This is a genomic window from Peribacillus glennii (assembly GCF_003429105.1).
Classification (GTDB): Bacteria; Bacillota; Bacilli; order Bacillales; family DSM-1321; genus Peribacillus; species Peribacillus glennii.
The window spans coordinates 83,984-105,650 of record NZ_QVTD01000006.1; the positions used below are offsets into that span (position 1 = coordinate 83,984).

At 45.0% G+C, this 21,667-nt stretch carries 17 protein-coding genes; 1 reads left to right on the forward strand and 16 read right to left on the reverse strand.

The features are described 5' to 3' along the window. Nucleotides 1-17: 17 nt before the first annotated feature. The 16 genes from ftsA to D0466_RS11600 all read right to left on the reverse strand — a co-directional run bounded on the left by ftsA (nucleotide 18) and on the right by D0466_RS11600 (nucleotide 20,490). Nucleotides 18-1,310, reverse strand: a complete 1,293-nt coding sequence (gene ftsA / locus D0466_RS11525; protein WP_117322733.1) for a cell division protein FtsA — start codon at nucleotides 1,308-1,310, stop codon at nucleotides 18-20. Nucleotides 1,311-2,009: 699 nt separating this feature from the next. Continuing rightward, nucleotides 2,010-2,807, reverse strand: a complete 798-nt coding sequence (locus D0466_RS11530; protein ID WP_117322734.1) for a cell division protein FtsQ/DivIB — start codon at nucleotides 2,805-2,807, stop codon at nucleotides 2,010-2,012. Nucleotides 2,808-2,975: 168 nt separating this feature from the next. After that, the gene (gene murB, locus D0466_RS11535) at nucleotides 2,976-3,884 is read right to left on the reverse strand and encodes a UDP-N-acetylmuramate dehydrogenase (RefSeq protein WP_117322735.1); all 909 of its coding nucleotides are present in this window, start codon (nucleotides 3,882-3,884) and stop codon (nucleotides 2,976-2,978) included. 56 nt (nucleotides 3,885-3,940) lie between these two features. Further along, the gene (gene murG, locus D0466_RS11540) at nucleotides 3,941-5,038 is read right to left on the reverse strand and encodes an undecaprenyldiphospho-muramoylpentapeptide beta-N-acetylglucosaminyltransferase (RefSeq protein ID WP_117322736.1); all 1,098 of its coding nucleotides are present in this window, start codon (nucleotides 5,036-5,038) and stop codon (nucleotides 3,941-3,943) included. A gap of 454 nt (nucleotides 5,039-5,492) precedes the next feature. Continuing rightward, entirely contained in the window at nucleotides 5,493-6,599 is a 1,107-nt protein-coding gene (gene spoVE, locus D0466_RS11545; protein WP_407675631.1) for a stage V sporulation protein E, read from the reverse strand. A 192-nt stretch (nucleotides 6,600-6,791) separates the two neighbouring features. After that, nucleotides 6,792-8,144 (reverse strand): UDP-N-acetylmuramoyl-L-alanine--D-glutamate ligase, encoded by a 1,353-nt coding sequence (gene murD / locus D0466_RS11550; protein WP_117322738.1) that lies wholly within the window; start codon nucleotides 8,142-8,144, stop codon nucleotides 6,792-6,794. After that, a complete protein-coding gene (gene mraY / locus D0466_RS11555) occupies nucleotides 8,145-9,122 on the reverse strand; it encodes a phospho-N-acetylmuramoyl-pentapeptide-transferase (RefSeq protein ID WP_117322739.1) in 978 nt (325 codons plus the stop codon). Between the two features lie 156 nt (nucleotides 9,123-9,278). After that, complete coding sequence (locus D0466_RS11560; protein ID WP_142919928.1) at nucleotides 9,279-10,745, reverse strand: UDP-N-acetylmuramoyl-L-alanyl-D-glutamate--2,6-diaminopimelate ligase; 1,467 nt, start codon at nucleotides 10,743-10,745, stop codon at nucleotides 9,279-9,281. Nucleotides 10,746-10,952: 207 nt separating this feature from the next. Beyond that, nucleotides 10,953-12,875: a stage V sporulation protein D gene (locus D0466_RS11565; RefSeq protein ID WP_117322740.1), complete on the reverse strand. Its 1,923-nt coding sequence runs from the start codon at nucleotides 12,873-12,875 to the stop codon at nucleotides 10,953-10,955. A 147-nt stretch (nucleotides 12,876-13,022) separates the two neighbouring features. Beyond that, entirely contained in the window at nucleotides 13,023-15,209 is a 2,187-nt protein-coding gene (locus D0466_RS11570) for a penicillin-binding protein (protein ID WP_117322741.1), read from the reverse strand. Further along, entirely contained in the window at nucleotides 15,209-15,562 is a 354-nt protein-coding gene (ftsL, locus tag D0466_RS11575) for a cell division protein FtsL (RefSeq protein ID WP_117322742.1), read from the reverse strand. Before ftsL ends, D0466_RS11570 begins: the two co-directional genes overlap by 1 nt. 13 nt (nucleotides 15,563-15,575) lie before the next feature. Then, nucleotides 15,576-16,520, reverse strand: a complete 945-nt coding sequence (gene rsmH / locus D0466_RS11580) for a 16S rRNA (cytosine(1402)-N(4))-methyltransferase RsmH (protein ID WP_117322743.1) — start codon at nucleotides 16,518-16,520, stop codon at nucleotides 15,576-15,578. Nucleotides 16,521-16,580: 60 nt separating this feature from the next. After that, entirely contained in the window at nucleotides 16,581-17,012 is a 432-nt protein-coding gene (gene mraZ / locus D0466_RS11585; protein WP_117322744.1) for a division/cell wall cluster transcriptional repressor MraZ, read from the reverse strand. A gap of 442 nt (nucleotides 17,013-17,454) precedes the next feature. Then, nucleotides 17,455-19,086 carry a bacillithiol biosynthesis cysteine-adding enzyme BshC gene (gene bshC, locus D0466_RS11590; RefSeq protein WP_117322745.1) on the reverse strand — a complete coding sequence of 544 codons (1,632 nt, stop codon included), beginning with the start codon at nucleotides 19,084-19,086 and terminating at the stop codon, nucleotides 17,455-17,457. A gap of 127 nt (nucleotides 19,087-19,213) precedes the next feature. Further along, the gene (locus D0466_RS11595; RefSeq protein WP_117322746.1) at nucleotides 19,214-19,606 is read right to left on the reverse strand and encodes a DUF3397 domain-containing protein; all 393 of its coding nucleotides are present in this window, start codon (nucleotides 19,604-19,606) and stop codon (nucleotides 19,214-19,216) included. Further along, nucleotides 19,603-20,490, reverse strand: coding sequence for a 2-dehydropantoate 2-reductase (locus tag D0466_RS11600; protein ID WP_117322747.1), 888 nt, complete (start codon nucleotides 20,488-20,490; stop codon nucleotides 19,603-19,605). Before D0466_RS11600 ends, D0466_RS11595 begins: the two co-directional genes overlap by 4 nt. A 342-nt stretch (nucleotides 20,491-20,832) precedes the next feature. Between D0466_RS11600 and D0466_RS11605 the strand changes: the two genes are divergently transcribed. Beyond that, nucleotides 20,833-21,291: an N-acetyltransferase gene (locus D0466_RS11605; protein WP_117322748.1), complete on the forward strand. Its 459-nt coding sequence runs from the start codon at nucleotides 20,833-20,835 to the stop codon at nucleotides 21,289-21,291. Nucleotides 21,292-21,667: the final 376 nt, after the last annotated feature.

Below are 21,667 nucleotides of genomic sequence, written 5' to 3' on the forward strand. Positions count from 1 at the left end.
ATTCCTGTCACTTGCGCTCACTCAAAAAAGTAGCCTATGATCTTCTTGAATTTAGACTCGCCTTTTTCGGTCTGTTTCTTTTCAGGCCGTTCCTTCGGCTGAGAGGCAGGCTTCGGATTTCTCGGTTCACTTTTGTCATACGAAGCACTTTGTTCAGCAGGCTCCATACTGTTTTTATTCATTCTGCCCTTTTTACAGGCATGCTTAATCAGTCCTACGGCAGTTGTAAATTGCGGTTCACGTACACCGATATAATTCGGCTCGGCAGTCCTCACCCGATTCTGGAATACATATTGTGCAAGTTCAAGCACGCCAGGCATCTTCACGACTCCACCGGTAAGCACAAAGCCGCTTGGTACATCCTGGTATCCTAATCTTCCCAGCTCTTCCTGGATAATTTCAAAGATTTCCGTCATGCGGGCCTCTATGATTTCCGAAATCATAAGCTGATTGCAGGGCTGCTGCTGGTCGCTGCCGATGATCGGGATATTGAACACATCATCCTCCCGGGCATCGTCATAGAAAGCATGTCCATGTTTGAGTTTGATTTTTTCGGCATCTTCCATCGTAGTCCGCAGAACGATTGATAAATCCTTCGTAATCGTATCGCCGCCGATTGGGATGACTGTCGTGTATTTCAGATGCCCTTCCTCGAAGATCGCCAGAGTGGTAGAGCCGCCTCCGATGTCAACGAGCGCCACACCCAGTTCTTTCTCATCTTTTGAAAGGACAAGGGATCCCGCTGCCAAAGGCTGCAATGCTATGTCGGTAATTTCCAGCCCTGCCCTCTCTACGCAGCGCAGGGTATTATGTAATAATGTCCGAAGCCCGGTAACAAGGATCCCCCTCATTTCGAGACGGACGCCAATCATTCCCCGTGGGTCGCTGATTTCGTCCAATTCGTCCACTTTATAATATATCGGCAAGATATCTATGATTTCCCTGTCTGAAGGAATCGTAATTAATTCCGCCGCTTCCCTTACCCGTTGGACATCGTGTTCTGTAATCTCCTTGTTCTCGCTTGACACGGCAACGACACCATGGCATGGCTGTAACGTCACGTGGTTGCCGCTTATGCCGACAACTACTTTTTTGATATCCATCCCGACCATTCTTTCAGCCTGTTCCACTGCCCGCTGGATGGAATGGACCGTTTCATCTATTCCGACGATCGAACCCTTTTTTAAGCCTTCGGATTTTACATTTCCCACGCCAATGATGTTAAGTGTGTCATTGACCATTTCCCCAATGATAACTTTTACACTGGATGTACCGATGTCAAGACTTACGTATATTTCATTGCTGCTCATTCCATGGCACCTCCTTTTAGAATAGAAACCTATCAATTTCGAAAAACAAATGTATGTGTGAATGAACCTATAGTATATAGAATAGTATACCCGTATACAAATTACTACTGGAAATACCATATGATCGTGCGATACATAATGATTGATGGAAAAATTAAAAGTTTTATGGATAACGGTAAAATTTCAGCTTTTTATCCTTTTTTTATTCGTTCACGTTCTGCTGTTTCCCTTTAAAAACCTTTATTTTTTTCCGGCTTTTTACCTGTTTAGCCCTTGAATAACAATATCTGCCTTGTTGTTGCCAGCAGTTCATCAAACCCTGCCAGGAAAGGCAAACTTACGTCTAAGTACAAGTCTACACCAAGATGCACGCCTAAGAAAAGCTAAACTTGCAGTAAAGCATATTATAAAGAATAGCGGAAGCTCCTTTTGCAAGGAAAGTCGACTAACCACTTCAACATCCTTTAAAAGCTACCGCTTTCCTTCGTGCGATGTATCGCTGCAGCAGTGTTCCTTATCCTGTGGTAAACGTCGACGTCAGCACATCTTTGGAAGTCCGACCAGAAATAAGGCGCACCTGGCAGGAGGGCCAACCAAGTAAGGAAATTCAGCTAGAAGCCGTCACGTCCTGTGACGAACGCTGACGTCACCACTTGCTGTGGAAGCCAAAGCTTTCCTTGTGAGGCCAGCCGTATTGCTTTAACTGTCCCCGGCTCTTGTTTGGCCTTCCTTTTGATTGTTTGGGGCCGGCTTGTCAAACGCCTTGAAATAAGAACCTACTTCAAGGTCGATGACTCCTTTTATGTCTGGATCCAATTGGCTGATGATTGATGGGTAATGCACCAGTTTTTCGGATAGTGTACGGCTGGTTGCACTGACTTCAAAGCCGTCGTTCATGTACATCGTAATATGATAGATGTCCGTTTTTGTAGAAGCTTCATGAATCTCGGATATCGAATTCAATATCTCCTGGGGAAGCTGTTCAAGCTCACCAAGAAGCTGATTTAGCTTGTTGCCTTCCCCAAAACCGACAAGCACCGGTGCATAAACCGGAATATCCCCTTTTTTTATGGGCCCTAAAATTTCGCCATTCTCAAGAATGGGCAGGAATCTTCCCTCCTTGGCCATGTATGCGATGCGGTTTCTTTCGTTGATCTTTATGACCACGGAATTCGGGATTTTGGCTCTGATTTCCGCTGTTTTGATTTCCGGATTTGATTTAATGTTTTCTATGCTTTGCTTTTTATTGATTTTCCAGATACTCGTATCATTTGTCAATCTGCTGAGCCGGACAACCTCCTCTTGCGAAATATACCGGTTGCCCACTACCGTGATCGAACGGATATGGCTAAGTGGAGAGAGAAAATACATAACGGAAGCAATAAGCACGAAGAATATCGAAAGCAAGGCAATCAACCGCCTGTTTGCCTTCCTTTTTCTTATTTGTTTAAGCTTGGGGATGCGATCTTCAATGGAAACCACTTTCCCTTTCTCCATCCTCGGAGTTCACCTCTTTCCCCGCGAAAAAAAGTGGATATATCTAAATACCCAATGCTTGGCCAAGCCGCAGATAAGGCCAAATGAAGCAGTGGTGCAGACTTGTGGCCAAGCTTTATCAGGATATCATTATACCACAATATTTGGATGTGAAAGTGCGGTTATTCGTTATTTCCGTCCAATTATTTCAACTTCCGTTTCCATCTTTATGCGGAATTTATCATAAACGGTATCCTTAACATGCTGTATGAGCGCCAACACATCCTCGGCAGTTCCGCCTCCTACGTTGACAATAAAATTCCCATGCATTTCGGATATCATCGCTCCGCCTATTTTATGCCCTTTTAAACCGGCTTCTTCCACCAGCTTTCCGGCATGGTCCGGAAGCGGATTTCTGAAAATGCTGCCTGCGCACGGCAGATTGTATGGCTGCGTGTCTTTACGGTAATTCTTGTTGCTTTGCATTCTTTCCACAATTTCTTCGCGGTTGCCAGGTTCGAGGGTAAATACGGCCTCTACCACGATCCCCGGCCTCTTTGTCTGCAGCACGGATGTCCGGTAGGAAAACTCCATTTCCTCATTCGTTAACCATTCAAGGCTTCCGTCTTCAAATAACACATATGCCTTTTTTAGTATTTTTGAAATGTCTGAACCGTGGGCACCCGCATTCATATAGACGGCTCCGCCTACCGAACCGGGTATTCCGCTTGCAAACTCCAGGCCGGAAAGCCCTTTTTTGCTGATTTGGACAGCAAGGCTTACCAAGGAAAAGCCAGCGCCTACAGTAAGTTCCGCTCCGTTTATGTCAAGGCTGTCAAGCCCTTTTCCGAGCTTGATCACGGCGCCTTCGATGCCCATATCCGATACAAGGAGATTGGAGCCTCTTCCGATGACAGTCCATTTCAAGCCGAACTCTTTAATGACCTCCATCGTTTTCCCTAGATTTCCGATTGATGACGGCTCAATGAAGAGATCTGCAGGACCCCCGATTTTCATTGTAGTATGGCTAGCCAAAGGTTCATTTTCGATAACCTTTCCTACCTGTAATGTTTTCAGTTTTTCAACTGCTTCTTTCATCATTATCCTCCCAAGATAGTTGCCTATTAATGTTATGTGTATGCCGAACTTGTAAATCAGTTCTTTTTTGACAGGTCCTTTATCACCTGATAAACCCTGTCGGCAGCATCCGGCATGCCGATGGCCCTTGCCGCGGTTTTCATGGCATCGAGTTTTTTTCCGTCGGTAATGACAGAGTCTATGGTCGCTATGAGTTTACTGCCGGTAAGCTCTTTTTCAAGGACAAGTTCAGCTGCACCATGGTCGCTTAGGGAACGGGCATTTTTTTCCTGATGATTATTCGTCACGTATGGACTCGGTATTAAAATACTCGGTATCCCCAGTACAGTCAATTCCGCAAGAGTTGTAGCCCCTGCACGCGTGACCGCTAGATCTACTCCGGATAGAATTTCAGGCATATTATTCACATACGGCTTAATTACGACATTTTCGGGGTTGCCGATCATTTCGATCTCCCTGGCTACCTGTTCAAAATGGACCTCGCCAGTAACATACAAGACCTGGTAAGGCTTTTCGCGAAGCTCTGACATTACCTTAAGGACGGCTTCATTAATCGGCCTGGCTCCCCTGCTTCCCCCAAAAACCAGGACAGTGGCCACACCCTGCTTCAACCCAAGCTTTCTTAAGCCTTCCTTTCCCTTATAGTTCAGGACCTCGGAGGCACGCGGATTTCCGGTCAGTACCGTTTTATTTTCCGGAAAGAATTGCTTCGCTTCTTCAAAACAAATGGCAACCTTATCCACATACCTGCTCAGGAATTTGTTGGTCAACCCCGGTACGCTGTTTTGTTCATGGACAATGCAGGGTATGCCGAGTTTTGCTGCAGCGTAGACTACGGGCCCGCATACATATCCGCCGGTGCCTATGACGGCGTCAGCCTGAAACTCTTTTAGCATTTTCTTGCTTTCACGGACTCCTTTTAGGAATCTCGCGACTGTCCTCACGTTATCAAAAGACAGCTTCCGCTTGAAGCCGGTAATATGTATGGATTTAAACGGGATTTTTTCTCTTGTGACAATTTCCTTTTCAAGGCCTTTTTCAGTGCCGATATATAAAAAAGAGCTGTCTTTATCTTTGCTTTTAATTTCACGGACAAGAGCAAGGGCCGGATAAATATGGCCTCCTGTGCCGCCACCACTGACAACAATCTTCATCTTTTGTCACCCCAACATTGATCTGTATTAGAAAAACACGACTTAACGCAATGACGAAAGCCGATGTCTTTTCTTATACTTTAATCCTTTAAAGAAATTGAACTTTCTTAAAGTATAAAAAGAGAAAAGTAAAGCCCTGTGGCGCTTTACCCTCTTATACTATAGTCTAAACAGCGGTTTGATGCCAAGTATTACTTACCTTTACCAGCAAAACCAATAACGGGAAAGAAGCCATGTAGCCGTGCTCGTTATTCTCAATTGAATACAATCCGGTTACATATTCCCTGTTTGATCCTAAGGAAAAATTCCTGCCATTTTCCAAAAAGAGGCTGACTCAGGAACAAAGGTGTCAGACCCCGCAACTCCAAAATTAGATCTAAACACTCATTTAAGATCTAATATAGAATGCTCCTTCGGTTCAGACCCCTTATGAGTCAGCCTCTCTAACTTTTCATTAATACCTGGAATATCTGCTTATATTCAATAAAATGCCTATTGCCATGAGCATGAGAGTCAACGAAGAACCGCCGTAACTCAAGAAGGGGAGGGTAATTCCAGTAACAGGCATAAGGCCGGTTACAACCCCTATATTGATCATCACCTGTATCGCCACCATGGCAATGATCCCGACCGCAAGAAAGCTGCCATATAAATCAGGTGCCCCTAATGCGATCCTTATCCCCCTCCATAACAGAAGGGCAAATAAGAGAATGACAAGCGATCCCCCGATAAATCCCAGCTCCTCCGATAAAATCGCGAAAATGAAATCCGTCTGCGGCTCCGGAAGGTAGAAGAATTTCTGCCTGCTTTGCCCAAGCCCCAAGCCAAACAGCCCGCCGGGTCCAATCGCAAATAAGGACTGAATGATCTGGAACCCGCTGTTCTGGGGATCCTGCCATGGGTCCAGGAAAGAGGTGATCCTCTTGATCCGATAAGGAGCCGACAGAACCAACGCTGCAAAACCGGCTACACCCAAAAGTCCCAAGCCTGCAAAGTGGCTGATCCTTGCTCCTGAAATAAAAATCATGACGATACAAGTCCCGACCATAACAGTGCCCGTCCCTAAATCAGGCTGCAGCATAATGATGCCGAACGCCAGGAAAACGAGGGAAAGCGAAGGCGCCAATCCTTTCCTGAATGAGGTGATCAGCTTTTGCCGTTCGGACAGGTATTTTGCAAGGAACATAATCATCGCGATTTTCATGAACTCGGAGGGCTGTATTGAAAAGGCGCCTACCCCAATCCAGCTGCGCGAGCCGTTCCTCTCCATCCCAATCCCTGGTATCAATACTGCAACCAACAGGACAAAACAGACAATAATAAGCGCCTTTGCCCATGTCCTCCATGTCCAGTAATCAATATTCATAATGAAAAACATCGCCGCCACACCGACACTGGCGAAAAGCATTTGCCTTTTTGCAAAGAAAAAGGAATCATCAAATTTGTAATCTGCCCAAATAGCGCTTGCGCTGTATACCATAATGAGACCAATGGAAAGCAAGCTCAATGTCGCAATGATCAGAATCAGATCGGGGTTCGATTTTTTTAATGGCACAGTCATACACCTCTAGGAAGATATTAGAGCCGTTCCTCATGCCTGTATTGGCAAAGGACAGATAAAGACATCTGCCAATCCAAATCTGCGAAAAAAAAAGCGATAAAATGCCTTATCGCTTTTTCTTTGGTGTCGAAGGAGGAAGAAAGTAGTGTTCTTCCTTTATGCAAAGCCCTGGAATGTTGGATGAACAAGCTCTTATTTCAGTTTATGCACCGCAGCCATAAACATGTCTCCCCTTATCTCAAAACTTTTGTATTGGTCCCAGCTAGCACAAGCTGGGGAAAGGAGGATGACATCGCCCTCATCCGACAATTCGAAGGCGGCCGGCACGGCACTCTCCACATTATCGACACGTTTTATATTTGTTATTCCTGACTCCCGTGCAACACGTTCCAGTTTTTCGGCCGTTTGTCCAAACGTTATGAGCGCCTTGACATTTGTGAAATACGGCTTCAACTCATCAAATTCATTACCCCTGTCAAGGCCGCCGGCGAGCAGGATAACCGGCTCCGTAAAGGAGGAAAGCGCCATGGATGCCGCCAAAATATTGGTAGCCTTTGAATCATTGTAGAATTTCCGATTCCCGACCGTCGCTACATATTGCGTCCGGTGCTCAACGCCTTGGAATGTGTTTAACACCTTCCTGATTGCTTCATTGGATACACCCTTTAGCTTACTGACGGCCACGGCAGCCAGGATATTTTCCAGGTTGTGCTTTCCGGGAAGCACAATTTCAGACGTGGATATAATTTTCTCACCCCGGAAGAAAACATATCCGTCTTCTATGTATGCCCCTTCCGGGAATTTTTTTACAGCGGAAAAAGGAACAGGCTCCGCTTTTGAACCTTTAGCGATTTCTGCAACTTCTGCCTGGTCGCCATTATAGACAAAAAAATCTTCCCCGCTCTGGTTCCTTGTGATATTTGCTTTCGCCGAAGCATATTCCTGCTTGGAGCCGTGATAATCAAGATGGGCGTCAAACAAGTTGGTCATCACGGCAATTTCCGGCTGAAACTCCTCCACTCCCATAAGCTGGAAAGAGGAAAGCTCGATGACTATCGTATTTTCAGGTCGCGCCTGTTCAGCTACTCCGGATGCAACCGTGCCGATATTTCCTGCTATCAACGGAAGTTTCCCGCCCTCTTTCAGCATTTCAAAAATCAGCGTAGTGGTTGTCGTTTTTCCGTTTGTTCCAGTGATCCCCACAAACGATGCCTCACTGACCTGATAGGCGAGCTCCACTTCGGTAATGACGTTAATGCCTTTTGCGATTGCGCCCTGGATGAGCGGATTTCTATAAGGGATGCCAGGATTCTTTACAATCAATTCAAAGCCTTCATCCAGCAGTTCAATGGGATGGCTTCCGCAAATTACCTTTATGCCTTGTTGAAGCAGCCCTTGTGCTTCCGGGTTTTCCGATAAGGGCTTCATGTCGTTAACCGTTACGAACGCACCGAGCTTATGTAAAAGGGTTGCGGCACTGACGCCGCTTTTGGCGAGCCCCAGCACCAATATTTTTTTTCGTAGGTACTTATTTGTCTGTTTCACTTATAACCACACCTCTAAATAGATTCCGAGAATTGCACAAAGCAGGCCGACCGACCAGAAAGTCACGACGACTCTCCATTCGGACCAGCCGACAAGCTCATAATGGTGATGCAATGGGCTCATCTTGAAGATCCGCTTTCCGGTCATTTTAAAGGATGCGACCTGAAGGATGACAGAAAGGGTTTCAATAACAAATACAAGCCCGATAATGACCAGCAGCAATTCAAGCTTCGTAAGAAGCGCCACCGTTGCGATCGCCCCTCCCAGTGCAAGGGAGCCTGTATCTCCCATAAAAACCTTGGCTGGGTGTGCATTAAAAACCAAAAAGCCTAGTACCGCGCCTACCACGGCTACAGAAAAAATCGCGATGTCATAATGTGACTGGTTCCACGCAAGAACGGCATAGGCACCAAAAGCGATGGCGGACGTTCCCGACACAAGCCCGTCCAATCCATCCGTCAGATTTACGGCATTCGAAAAGCCGACCAGCCAGAAAATAATGATGAAAACATAAAACCAGCCTAAATTGAATGACAAATCGGTACCCGGTATCGAAATATCCGGCACGAAATTATCCGTCTGCCTGTATACGAAATAGAAAACGACCGCTATAATGACTTGCCCCATCAATTTCTGGCGTGAGGTCAATCCCAGGTTTCGTTTCATCACTACTTTAATAAAGTCATCAAGGAATCCCAACAGCCCAAAGCCCAGTGTCACAAAAAGCAGCAGCCAGGTTTTTACGGACGGTTCGGAAAACTTGAATGTCATCACAAGCGTAGCCGCCGTTAGTGAAAGCAGAATGACGATCCCGCCCATAGTTGGCGTGCCAGTTTTCTTCTGGTGCGACTGGGGGCCTTCCTCACGGATGCTTTGTCCAAATTTCAGTCTTCTCAGGAATGGTATAAACAAAGGAGAGAGAAGAACCGTTATTAAAAACCCCATCAATATTGTATAAAAAATCACTTGTTCCAGCATGCCCTAATTCCTCATTCCTAGCACAATTAAAATATTGATACGTTCGGTGCTCATTTTATCACTTTCATGATATGTTACAGATGTTTTTTTAAGAATGCAATTGTTATATTTGACCTGAAAAACATTGCCGCGAAATTAAAAGAAAAATGAAAGCTTTTATCCAAACCTTAATGCGATCGCTTCTTTTGCGGCAACCCGGTCATCAAAATCAAGAATCTTATCGCCGATAATTTGATAGGTTTCATGGCCTTTACCCGCAATCAGGATCACATCGCCTGCGGTGGCTTTTGAAACGGCGTAACCAATCGCATCTTTACGGTCAGGGATCACCTGGTATGTTTTGCCTGCGGCACCCGCTTCCATATCCTTCAGAATTGCTGCAGGGTCCTCGCTTCTCGGATTATCAGAAGTGAATATGGGATCAGTTGCCAGATCACACGCGATTCGGGCCATGATCGGCCTTTTGCTTTTGTCCCTGTCCCCTCCGCACCCAATAACCACGAAAATCTTCTTTCTGGCGAATTCACTAACCGTCCGCAATACATTTTCCAGGCTGTCCGGTGTATGGGCATAGTCAACGATCACAGAGAAATCCTGCCCGGCATTGACCAGCTCGAAACGTCCAGATACGCCTTCAACATCTTCGATCGAAGCAATGATTTCATCGAGCGCTATACCTGCGCACAGGGAAGCGGCGATGGCTGCCAGGACATTATAAACGCTGAATTTACCTGCCAGCTTCAGGGTCACTCTTCTTAGCCCTTGTGGTGTCTCAAGGGTGAATTCTGTACCTTTTGCAGTAATGGAAATATCCCTGGCACGTAAATCCGCCGGCCTGTCAATTCCATATGTCAGTATGTGGGCAGCCGTCCACTTGATGAAATCCTCGGAAGCTTCATCATCCGCATTTAAAATGGCAAATTTCGGCCGGTTTTGTAAAAAGGCATTGCCAAGCTGTGAAAAAAACAAGGATTTGGCATGCTTATACCTTTCCATTGTTCCATGAAAATCCAGATGGTCCTGGGTCAGGTTCGTAAATACGGCGATATCAAAATCACAGCCATGCACCCTGCCCAGCTCCAGCGCATGGGAAGACACTTCCATCACAGCCGTATCGACATCATTTTCACACATTTCATGAAATGCCTTTTGCAAAGTTATGCTATCGGGAGTGGTATTCTTCGTATTATACGTTTTGTCCCCGATTTTGGTAAACATCGTGCCAATAAGTCCTGTTTTTTCGCCTGCATCCCGGAAGATTCTTTCAATTAAATGGCTGGTTGTTGTCTTGCCGTTGGTTCCGGTGATGCCGATCAAACGCAGGGCTTGTGTGGGATGGCCATAAAAAGCATCTGCCAGCACAGCCATTGCCCGCTGGGTGTCTTTCACCACTACGACCGGCACCGTAAGAGGCAACGGCTTCTCTGCCAAAACGGCGACGGCACCGGCCTTGACTGCTTGATCCGCAAAATCATGGCCATCCACCGTATATCCTTTTATGCATATAAACAAACTCCCCGGGACCACTTTCCGGGTATCATGTTCAATGCTTGCAATGTCTGGATTTTCTCCTTCAAATTTTGTCAATGAGTGCAAATTGGACAATAAAGTATGCAGTTTCAAATTTTCCATTCCTCTCAAACCCTCACCCCCCGGCCTCCATATGACCAAGCAGCAGGAAAGTCGTTAAGTGAACAAACACAAATTGTATTATATTCGCAAAGCATGATGGTTGTGAATAAGAGATTTATCCCTTTTTAGGCGTCTGATTTCAGAAAACAAAGCGGCTGGAATTTCCCCAGCCGCTTTGTTCCATCTACTATTTTATACTTAATCTGGATTTTCGCCAAGATATAATCTGATGGTTGATCCTTCTTTCACCTTTACTCCCGGTTCAGGAGCCTGTTTTAAAACTTTATCACCGTAGCCGGCTATATCGGCCTTCAGCCTTAATTGCTGGGTTTGCAGATCTTTTCTGGTCATGCCCACAAGGTCAGGCACTTCTACCATAATAGGTTCGCCATACCTTATTTCTTTTTCAATTTGGTCCTTACGCGGCTTCACTTTCATCGCCCGCAATGAATCCTCCATGATTTTGCCGACGATTGGCGCAGCAACGACACCTCCAAATTGGACAGTCCCTTTTGGATTGTCGACGGCAATATAAACTACGATTTCCGGTTTATCAGCCGGTGCAAAGCCTATGAATGAGACAATATGATTATTTTCCAGATATCTGCCTCCCTGGGCTTTCTGGGCAGTACCTGTCTTTCCGCCTACACGGTATGATTCAACATAAGCGCCCCTGCCGCTCCCTTTTGCCACTACCGACTCCAAAGCCCCGCGAATCTGCCTGGACGTTTCCTCTGAGATCACTTTTCTCTTCGCCTGAGGACTTTTTCTCATGACCACTTCACCCGTCTCTGGGTCCACCAGCTCTTTGGCGATATAAGGCGTATAAAGTGTTCCCCCGTTCACCGCTGCCGAAACTGCGGCAACCTGCTGGATCGGCGTAACGGATACACCCTGCCCAAATGCCGTTGTTGCATGTTCTACAGGTCCTACCCTGTCCATTTTAAACATAATCCCTTTGCTTTCTCCTTGCAGGTCAATTCCTGTTTTCTGGCCGAAGCCAAAATTATTGATGTATTTAAAAAGGGTATCTTTTCCTAACCTGTTTCCCAGCTCCACAAAACCAGGGTTACAAGAGTTTTCGACGACCTCCAAAAAAGTCTGTGACCCATGTCCGCCCCTTTTCCAGCAATGCAGGGTAGCCCCACCTACCTTCACATGGCCGCCATCAAAAAAATGGTCATTCAGCAAATCTACCTTCTTTTCTTCGAGGGCCGCGGCTAAAGTAATAATTTTGAAAGTCGATCCAGGCTCATACGTACTCCATACCGGCAGGTTCCGGTTATAGATTTCCTGGGGCACATTCCGGAAATTCGCAGGATCGAAGGAGGGCCTGCTTGACATTGCCAGCACTTCCCCGTTATTTGGATCCATGGCGATTGCGACGATGCCATCCGGATTGTAAGTGGCCTCGGCAATATCCAATTCCCGTTCAATGATCGTTTGTATTTTACTGTCAATCGTAAGGTTGAGATTCAATCCATTTTTAGGGGGCTTGTAATCATCCGCCATGTTCTTCATCCGCTTTCCCTTGGCATCTGAATAGAACTTTACGTAGCCCCTTTCTCCCTTAAGCTCTTTATCATAGGACAATTCAATCCCCATAAGGCCCTGGTTGTCGATTCCTGCGAAGCCAAGCACATGGGATAAATAAGAACCGTATGGATAATGCCTTTTTGAATCCTCGGCAATGTATACGCCTTTTAACCCCAGTGCTTTAATTTCCTTGGCCTTTTCGTGGGAAATCTTCCTTCCTTTGGAAAGCCGCGAGCTCATCGCTTGAACAGTTATCTCTTTATATGCTGTCTCTTTTGGCATGTCCAGTATATCTGCCAGTTTTTCCGCCGTTTTGGCCGGGTTTTCTACCTGGCGGGGAATCACGTACACAGTCGGCGCGGATATATTTGTGGCAAGAGGTACATTATTCCGGTCAAGTATCTCTCCGCGCTTCGGCTCAAATGGAATATTCCGGCTCCATGAATCCTTTGCCTGACCGGTAAGCCAATTGCCCAGGTAAAATTGGACAATCCCCAACCGGATATCAATAACAAGAAAGATGATCAATCCCACCAATAAAGCGATCGACAGTCTTTTGCGGACCGTAACATTAGAAACACGCAAAAAAAGTGCACCTCCATTTTAGGCTTGTTCAACTATATGCTTGTACAAACAAGACTAGAACGGACAAGATATCTAAACGCACTCTACTAGCCTTTTTATAAATAAAGAGGCTGACTTTACCAGTCAGCCTCTTTCAAATTCCGTTATCTAATCATAGACCTCTTCTTTTTTCTCCGTTTTCTTCGATAAATCTTCCGGTTTTTTCAGTTCGACGATACAGTACTCGCCCTGTTTGATAACGCTCCCCGGTTTCAAGTTTTGCTTAGCGACATAACCGCTGCCAGCGGTATTCAAGTCCAGCCTTGCAACACTGGCAGCCTTCATGACATCCCTTAGAGACCAGCCCAGCATATTTGGGGCGGTCATTTCGCCATCAGTTTTAATGATGACCTTTTCACCTTCAAGAAGGATGCTGCCAGCTTTAGGAGCCTGGTCAGCAACTGTGCCGCCTTTGCCGATCGTAATTGCTTCGTATCCGGCTTTTCTTAATTGGGCAACTGCCTCTGCTGCCGACCGCCCCGTAAAGTCGCTTATTTGGTCAATATCAGGCTTTTTGAGATTTGATGGCTTTATGTTCAAGTACTGCAGACTGCTTTTCATGACAGGGTTAAAGATTTCCGATAACGGATCAGCCCCAACCTCTGCCCCTTCGAGCTTCGGCTGTTTCACCGCCACATACATGACTAATTGCGGGTCATCCTTTGGAGCCATGCCCAAAAAGGAAAAAACATAGTTGTTAAATCCTGTCAAGTACTGGCCTCCCGGGCCGGCGAGCTGGGCCGTACCGGTTTTTCCCGCAACTTCATACCCATCTATTTTATACTTTTTCCCTGTACCTTTTTTAGCTGTGATTACCGTGCCTAAATAGTTCCTGACTTTTTTGGCTGTCTCAGCTGAAATTGGTTGCCCCGCAGCGACAGGTTTGGTTTTTTTGATGATTTTCTTATGATTTGGTTCCCTGATTTCCTTTATGACATACGGCTTCATCATCTTCCCGTCTCCTGCAATGGCAGATGCTGCCTGAATTTGCTGGATCGGGGTGACGGTCATTCCCTGGCCGAAAGAAGCAGTTACTTTTTCAATTTTGTATTTATATTTGATTTTTCCGGTAATTTCATTGGGCAGATCGATGCCGGTTGGCTTTTCAAAACCAAACTTCGTCAGGTATTCCCTGAAATTATCAGGACCAAGATGATCCATAGCGAGAGTGGCAAAGCCAACATTTGATGAGCGTTGAACCCCTTCAAGGAAAGTTATTCGTTTTCCGCGAGGGATTCCGCTATGGTCATTGATTCCCCTTGTGCCCGGCACATTATATGAACCGGTAACAAAGGTCGCGTCCGGATTGAATTTCCCCTCTTCCACCGCCGCTGCAAGCGTAAATGATTTCATCGTCGAACCCGGTTCAAACGTTTCTTCGATTGCCAGATTGCGCCACGTTTCCGTCAATCCTTCCTTCGTTTGGGGATGGAAGGTCGGCCTTTGTGCCATTGCAGCGATCTCTCCGGTTTTCGGGTTGGATACAATCGCGATGATTTCTTTTGGTTCGTACTTTTTCTGCACTTTAGTGACTGAATCCTCCAGAAAGGTCTGGATTTTCTTATCGATTGTTAATGTAACATCCTTCCCGTTTTTTGGAGGCGTAACAGATTCTTCTTTACCAGGAAGCAGTATCCCCCATGAATCGCTGTCGTAAGTCACCTTGCCGTCCTTTTCTTTTAAGTAACTGTTCAAATAGCGTTCAATACCCAGCTTGCCGATTACTTGTTCCTCATTCTTGCTGTCTCTTTCTACATAGCCAATTAAATGGGAGGCAAATACGCCGTTTGGATAAAAGCGCTTCGTATCTCGCAGAAAAGTAATTCCTGGAATATTCAGCTTCTCAATCTTTTTTTTCACTTCATGGGACAGATCTCTTCCAGCTGTCCCGAACTCAACCTGGAATGCCCCCTTTTTCGAGAGCCGGGCATAGATTTCCTGTTCGTCCATTTTCAGGTATTGTGCCAGCTGTTTTGCTGTTTTTTCAGGATTCACAACATGCTTGGGGTTTTTCGGATCTGTCGTCACGGATGCATCCAAAATCGCGATAATAGAATAGGAAGAAGTATCCTCCGCTATTTTTTCCCCTTTGGCATCATAAATCGTGCCTCGCTCCGCTTCTATCGTATGCTGTTTTTTGTATTTTTTCTCAAGATTGGCAGCCAGCACTTCCCCTCCTGCCGTTCCGCTAATCTGTATATAAAGAAAACGACCAATCAATACAAAAAAGAGCAGGCCGAAAATTAGAAATAATCCCGCTGCTCCCGCCTTCATATTTTTTTGTTTTTTCTTCATTATTCCTCGACAACCTTCACGTTATTTTCATTTAACATCAGGCCGTTTTCTGCAGCCTTTTTCCATATCCGTTCATATGTGCTCAGTTCGCTTACTTCGACCTTTAAGTCGTTGTTCACCTTTACCTGCTCATCAATCTTTGCTTCTACCTGCTGGATGCTTTTATTCGTTTCATAAATGGCAGTCTGGTTTGACACGATCTTGACGCCGGCCAGTGCGATAGCGATGGCGAGCGCACAAAGCAGCACGACTTCCCCAAAAGAAATTTTTGCTTTATGGACAATGACCGTTTGGACCGTCCTTTGCTGTTCTGCTTGCTGCTGTTCCTGGATTTTTTTTGCTATGGAGCTCAAACTGGTTTCCCCCTTATACATTTTTATCTGTCTTTTCGGCTATCCTTAGCTTCGCTGACCTGGAGCGGTTGTTCCCTTCCAGCTCTTCTTCACTCGGCAATATCGGCTTTCTTGTTATCAATTTCAAAGCAGGCTGAAATTCCTCAGGGATAACAGGAAGCCCCGGGGGCAACTGCGGCAAATCGCTGTATTTTTTAAAAACTGATTTACAAATCCGGTCTTCAAGTGAATGGAAGGTAATGACAGAAATCCTTCCGCCTGGCTTCAAAAGTGAAATGGCCTGTTCCAATGAATCTTCAAAAACTCCTAGCTCGTCATTAACGGCAATGCGGATCGCTTGAAAAACCCTTTTGGCCGGATGGCCCCCTTTTCTTCTTGCGGGGGCAGGGATGCCCTCCTTAATCAATTCCACCAATTCAGCAGTGGTTTCGATCGGATTCTTTTCCCGCGCGGCCTCAATTTTCCTGGCGATTTGCTTTGAAAATTTTTCTTCTCCATATCGAAAGAAAATTCTGGTCAAGTCTTCAAAAGGCCACTCATTCACTACGTCGTATGCGGAAATTCGTGCACTTTGATCCATCCTCATGTCTAACGGCGCATCATGATGATAGCTGAATCCCCGTTCCGGCGTATCCAATTGCGGGGAAGAAACCCCTAAATCATATAAAACCCCGTCGATTTTATGTACTCCCCTGGTGGCTAATTCTTCTTTAATATGTTTGAAATTGTTCTGTATGAGGGTGAAACGCCCGCCGAAGCGGCTTAATTTTTCTTCAGCATTTTTTATTGCCGCAATATCCTGGTCAAAGGCATAAAGCTTACCCTCGCCTGAAAGCTGCGATAACAAATATTCGCTATGGCCAGCCCCTCCAAGCGTACAATCAACATAAACTCCATCTGGCTTGACGTTTAACCCGTCAACCGTTTCCTTCAGCAATACAGTTGTGTGCAAAAACATGTGAACATCCTTCCAATCGATAGTCTGAATTGGATTCTCCCTCCGTTGTATACGCCATGCCTATATGTCAAAGCCAATCATATTTTCGGCAATCTCGGCGAAAGAATCTTCTGAGGTTGAAAAATAGTCTTCCCAAAGGGACTTGCTCCAAATCTCAATTCGATTGGAAACCCCGAGCACGACGCATTCTTTTTCGAGCTTTGCATAGGAAGTGAGCGGAGTGGGGATATTGATTCTTCCTTGCTTGTCCAATTCGCATTCGGTCGCTCCTGAAAAGAAGAAGCGTGTAAAAGCGCGGGCATCCTTCTTAGTCAAAGGGAGGGCCTTCAGTTTTTCTTCAAGCTGTCTCCATTCGTCCATCGGGTAGCCAAATAAACATTGATCAAGTCCCCTGGTAAGAACAAATTCTTCACCAAGATTGTCCCGGAACTTTGCCGGTACAATCAAGCGGCCCTTATTATCAATGTTATGATGGTACTCACCCATGAACATACCCGCTACCCCCACATTCTATTTCAAATGTACCACAATCCCCCACTTTCCTCCACTAATTTTTACATTCTCTGCCTAGAAAGGTTTTCCTGCCTTTACATGTTTTTTAAAAGGGAAATTCGTTATCCAAAAAAAGACAAATATAACACGTGGAAATAAGAATTACATACGTTTTCCAGTTATTATGGCAAAAGCCATCGATTTAAAAAGCGCAATTGCTTTGTATTATAGCAACGTCGACTACCCACTGCCACATACTGTGGAAGTCCGATTGGCGAGCCATCTTCTTGGGGGATACTCGGCGGAACCAGTGCACGCACGATGAGGTCATACAGAAAGCCATAAGGCCGCGGCGCGCTTAATCTGTTTCTGCTTTATGCAGATAGCAAAGAGTGATACTTGCCTTTTGGCCAAAAAAACCCGCCGATTGGCGGGTTTTCTATCAAAGGCATATTACTTTGTGGGTATTATCAAATTCATAATCAAGCTCCATGAAATCATCAATGAATTCCGGTCCATATTTATTAAGATAGTAAAAGATGTTCCAGATCCGTTCCTGCGGGGAACCAATCGGAAATAGAGAGGTTTCTACCCTATTAAACTTTCTCAGTATTACGGAATGCTTATCCATTGTGCTTTTGACGATTTTGCCGTGGATAAAATCAAGCTGCCCTATCAGCAAATCACGGTTCTTTGCCAGCATCGGCCCTAGTCCCCTGTCAAGCTCCATCGCCTTTTCCGAAATAAGCCGATGCTTTTCTGTTAACAAAAGCTTCGTTTCATTGAACAGATTTTCAACATGGTCATCCTTTACAGATTCGAGAAACAATTTTTGTTCTTCTCTTGTACCCGCTGCCAGTACGTTCCCAAGTTCAAGGCCGGTTTCAGCCAGATCGGTTGCAATGCCGCGCTCCAAAATGGTGATGTTTAACCTGGGAATGATCGGGGGCATCTTCATGCCAAATTGTTCAAAGGCTTGCTTTAATTCTGCCCAATAAGCGATTTCCCCGGGACCCGAAATGAACGCGAGCACCGGAAAGAGCATTTCTTGCATGATTGGCCTTGTCACAACATTATTGCTTAAGTTCTCTGGCCGTTTTTCCGCCACATCTATCAGGTCTTCCTCCGTAAATGACAGTTCCCCATTTTTCGCCACAAATGAGGAGTCCGACCGTTCAAGCAGCGTCCGTTCCTTCTTTTTGCGGTCATAATAGAACAGGTTTGCAGCGTTTTGCTCCATTTCTATTGTACGCTTGTATCCATTTTCCTGTATTAATGTTTGTTGTGTCAGAACGGAATCCGTTATTTTCCCGCTCTTTTCGATGAGTTCCTTAAAGTAACCGGACTCGATTTTCCGGAGAGCGGGATCCCCTGCATCCATGAGCAGCAGCCCGTACTTATGGAACCATTCATTCATCAGGGCTGCAAAAAAGCCGGCAAATGTTTCACCTTTTTCAAGAATGGCCCGGACATTTTTCAATATATCATTAGTAAAGGCGCTTTCCCCATATGATTCCAAGATCTCCTCAATCCATGACATCGCCGTACCGGCATCTAATTCCATGTCGGTGATCATCGTCTTAAAAGGGTGGTATAACGGATAGGATTTTTTTTCGGGATGCCCGTCTTTCATCACATACACATGATTTACCTCTGCTAAATCATGGTCTTCGCCGGCAATCCAAAATACCGGGATCACTCTCTTGCCGAGGGACTTTTCCTGTTCTTCGGCTAACTTTATGATCGATATCACTTTATGTATGGTATATAAAGGGCCGGACAATAGTCCTGCTTGCTGCCCGCCGATGACGACCACCGAATCCGCTTTTCTTAAAGCTTTTATATTCTTTTGCACGATCGGCGCAGCCATGCTGAACCTCGACATATACTGCTGTATGTAATCCGCCAATTCATCACGTAAAAAAGAACGAGTCATAAGCTCCTTGTATCTTTCTTGGAAAAGGCCGGGTTTTGACAAGTCATAATGAAAATATTCCTCCGCTTGCAGATTTCCCTGAAGATAATCAGAAGCGAACTTGTTTAAAGATGGCAATTCGAGATTTTTAATCTCCATTAAGGTACTTCCTTTCTACGCAAATCAATTCTAATGTAGTATATCATTATGCCTTTATAAAACAAAAAATCTTGCCCGGGCTTTCGCAGCCTTTTTTTCCGAAGATTAGGGCGGATAGGCCGCCTGGTCAGGAAACCAAAACAGCGCTTATCCGGTATACAACGCCAAAGATGACAAGGATGAAATAGGCACAGAAGAAAACGGCAAAATTTATTCTCCAGAACCCCCTGAATACTTTACGAATATCGATTTCTTCCTTTACTTTATAGTGGACAATCACTACTAAAAAGGCCAAGGCGATCATAATGATCAATAGCAGCCAAAACACCGACCGCCCCCAGATTGCCAGAATCAGATAATGTACGGAAAAAATAAAGAGAACGGCGGAGATATCCATTGCCAGATGCACTGCCCGGCGGTGGTTTTTCGTCAATTGCTTAATCAGAATAAAGAGAATGATATAGGCGAAGACCGGTATTGTAATAAATGTAGCCGCCAATGAAGAAAATATGCTGATCAAGAATGATCCTCCCCCTGACATTCCTTTCCTTTAACCATCCAATAAACCGCTTGTGCAAGCTCATGATTCTTGCCTTTTTCCTTGGCAACTTGGATCACATAGCCTAAGATCGCTTCAATCTCCGTCTTTTTTCCGCTTTCAAGATCTTTTAATAGAGAGGATCGATTTGACGAGGTTTTCCGGCACACCTGTTCCACATGCTTCTGGGTGGTTTCTCTTTCCAAATCCAAAATGCTTGAAATCTCTTTGCAATAATTAGTAAAAAGAGTGAAATAATGTGGATTTTCCAATAAAACGCCATTCCTTATGCCGAGAATACCTGTCAACGGATTGATGACGGCGTTGACCACAAGCTTTTCGAGCAGCATCTGCCGGTAATCTTCGGACCAAATAAACGGGAAATTTTCTATTTTGAAGCCCAAAAGGGGCATTCCGCCGCACTCACCTTTGTATGCAGCTACCTTGGTCTTCCCCTCCCCTGTATGTTCCACAATGTTTCCCTTATGCTTAAGGGCGCCATGTTCTACAACACCAAGAAAAATATTTTTCGTTTGAAGCTTTTCCAACATAGGGACATGGGAATATCCATTTTGGATAAATAATAAGGGCGTTTCGGGCAAGTGGATTTTTTCAAACAGAGTCTTTAGGCTGTACTGCTTTACTGCGACGATCAAAAGCTCCTCTTCGCGACTTACATTTTCTGAAATCCGTACCCTTACCCTTTTCTTAAACGTCTTGCCGCCTTTAATAAGTAAAATGCCCTCCTCGGTGATTAGCTCTTCCTGTTCTCTTGTTCGGACATAAAGTGTGACGTCATGGAAATCACTTAAGTATGCGGAAAAGAGCAGGCCCAGCGCCCCTCCACCTATAATTCCTATCTTCATGAAACCACCGCTCCGTTATGTATTTTGTTTTATATATTAGCAAAATAATTCTATTCATAAATAATGAATCCGGGAATTTCAGTAAGGAGTCCCAGTAAACAGCTATCGTTTCGGTTCACTTTTACAGAATTATTTGATGATTTATTATATAATAAATTTTAAGCGGTTTCTAACATTAGAAAACTTACCGTTTGCAGGCTTTTTAAAGGGCGAAGACAGAGGCGAAAATGAGGCGCTCAGGATCAGGGTCACACAGGAGAAGACATCAGGCTGTGGGGTGTTTTGCTTTCGCCTGAAATTTTTTTACAACACAATGAAACTGCCCGAGTGAGGGGGATATTTATGGAGCACAAGGTGGAACGATTGCTTGTGAACTACAAAACGCTGGAAGAATTCAAGAAGTTCAAAGAATACGGGCTTCAGGAGTTGTCCATGCTCGATGATTTAGAAGCAAACATTATTGAAAATGATAGCGAGTCTCCTTTTTATGGTATTTACTTTGCAGACAAACTGGTAGCACGGATGAGTTTATATAAAAGGAACGCCAGGTTTGACAAGTACTTTGAACCAAAGCAGGATTTCCTGGTTCTATGGAAACTCGAAGTGCTTCCTGATTTTCAAAAAAAGGGACTGGGGACATCACTTGTTGCATTTGCCAAAGCTTTTGGTCTGCCAATCAAAACGAATCCGCGTGTACAATCCCATGAGTTTTGGAAGAACATGGGATTTAAACCGGCTGAATATGATATGGAAAGGGATTTCGGCGAAAATCCGCTGCTCTGGCATCCGGCAGGCCTTTAAGATCGTCACCGCAATCAAAAGAAATGGGGCTGGCTCATGCAGGAAAGGGGACTGGACCGCAACTCTATATCTATATTTGAACATTTATCTAATATAGAGTTTCTAATGGCAATCCCCTTATAGGCCAGCCTCTATCATTTATTCACTCTTTCCAGGTTACCGTTTTTATCCATTTGGAATTTTACTGACTGGCTTTTTTTGTCTTCCTCGAGGATAATCAGCTTCCTGGCCCGATCCATAATCTGCAAGAGGGAATTGTAATCATCCTCAATAGTTTTTAGCTGCCCCTTTAACGTTCTGTTTTCTTCCTTCAGAGCCTCATAATCTTCTTTTATCTCATTGAACCGATTTGTTAGCTGGTCCCTTTCCTTGCTGA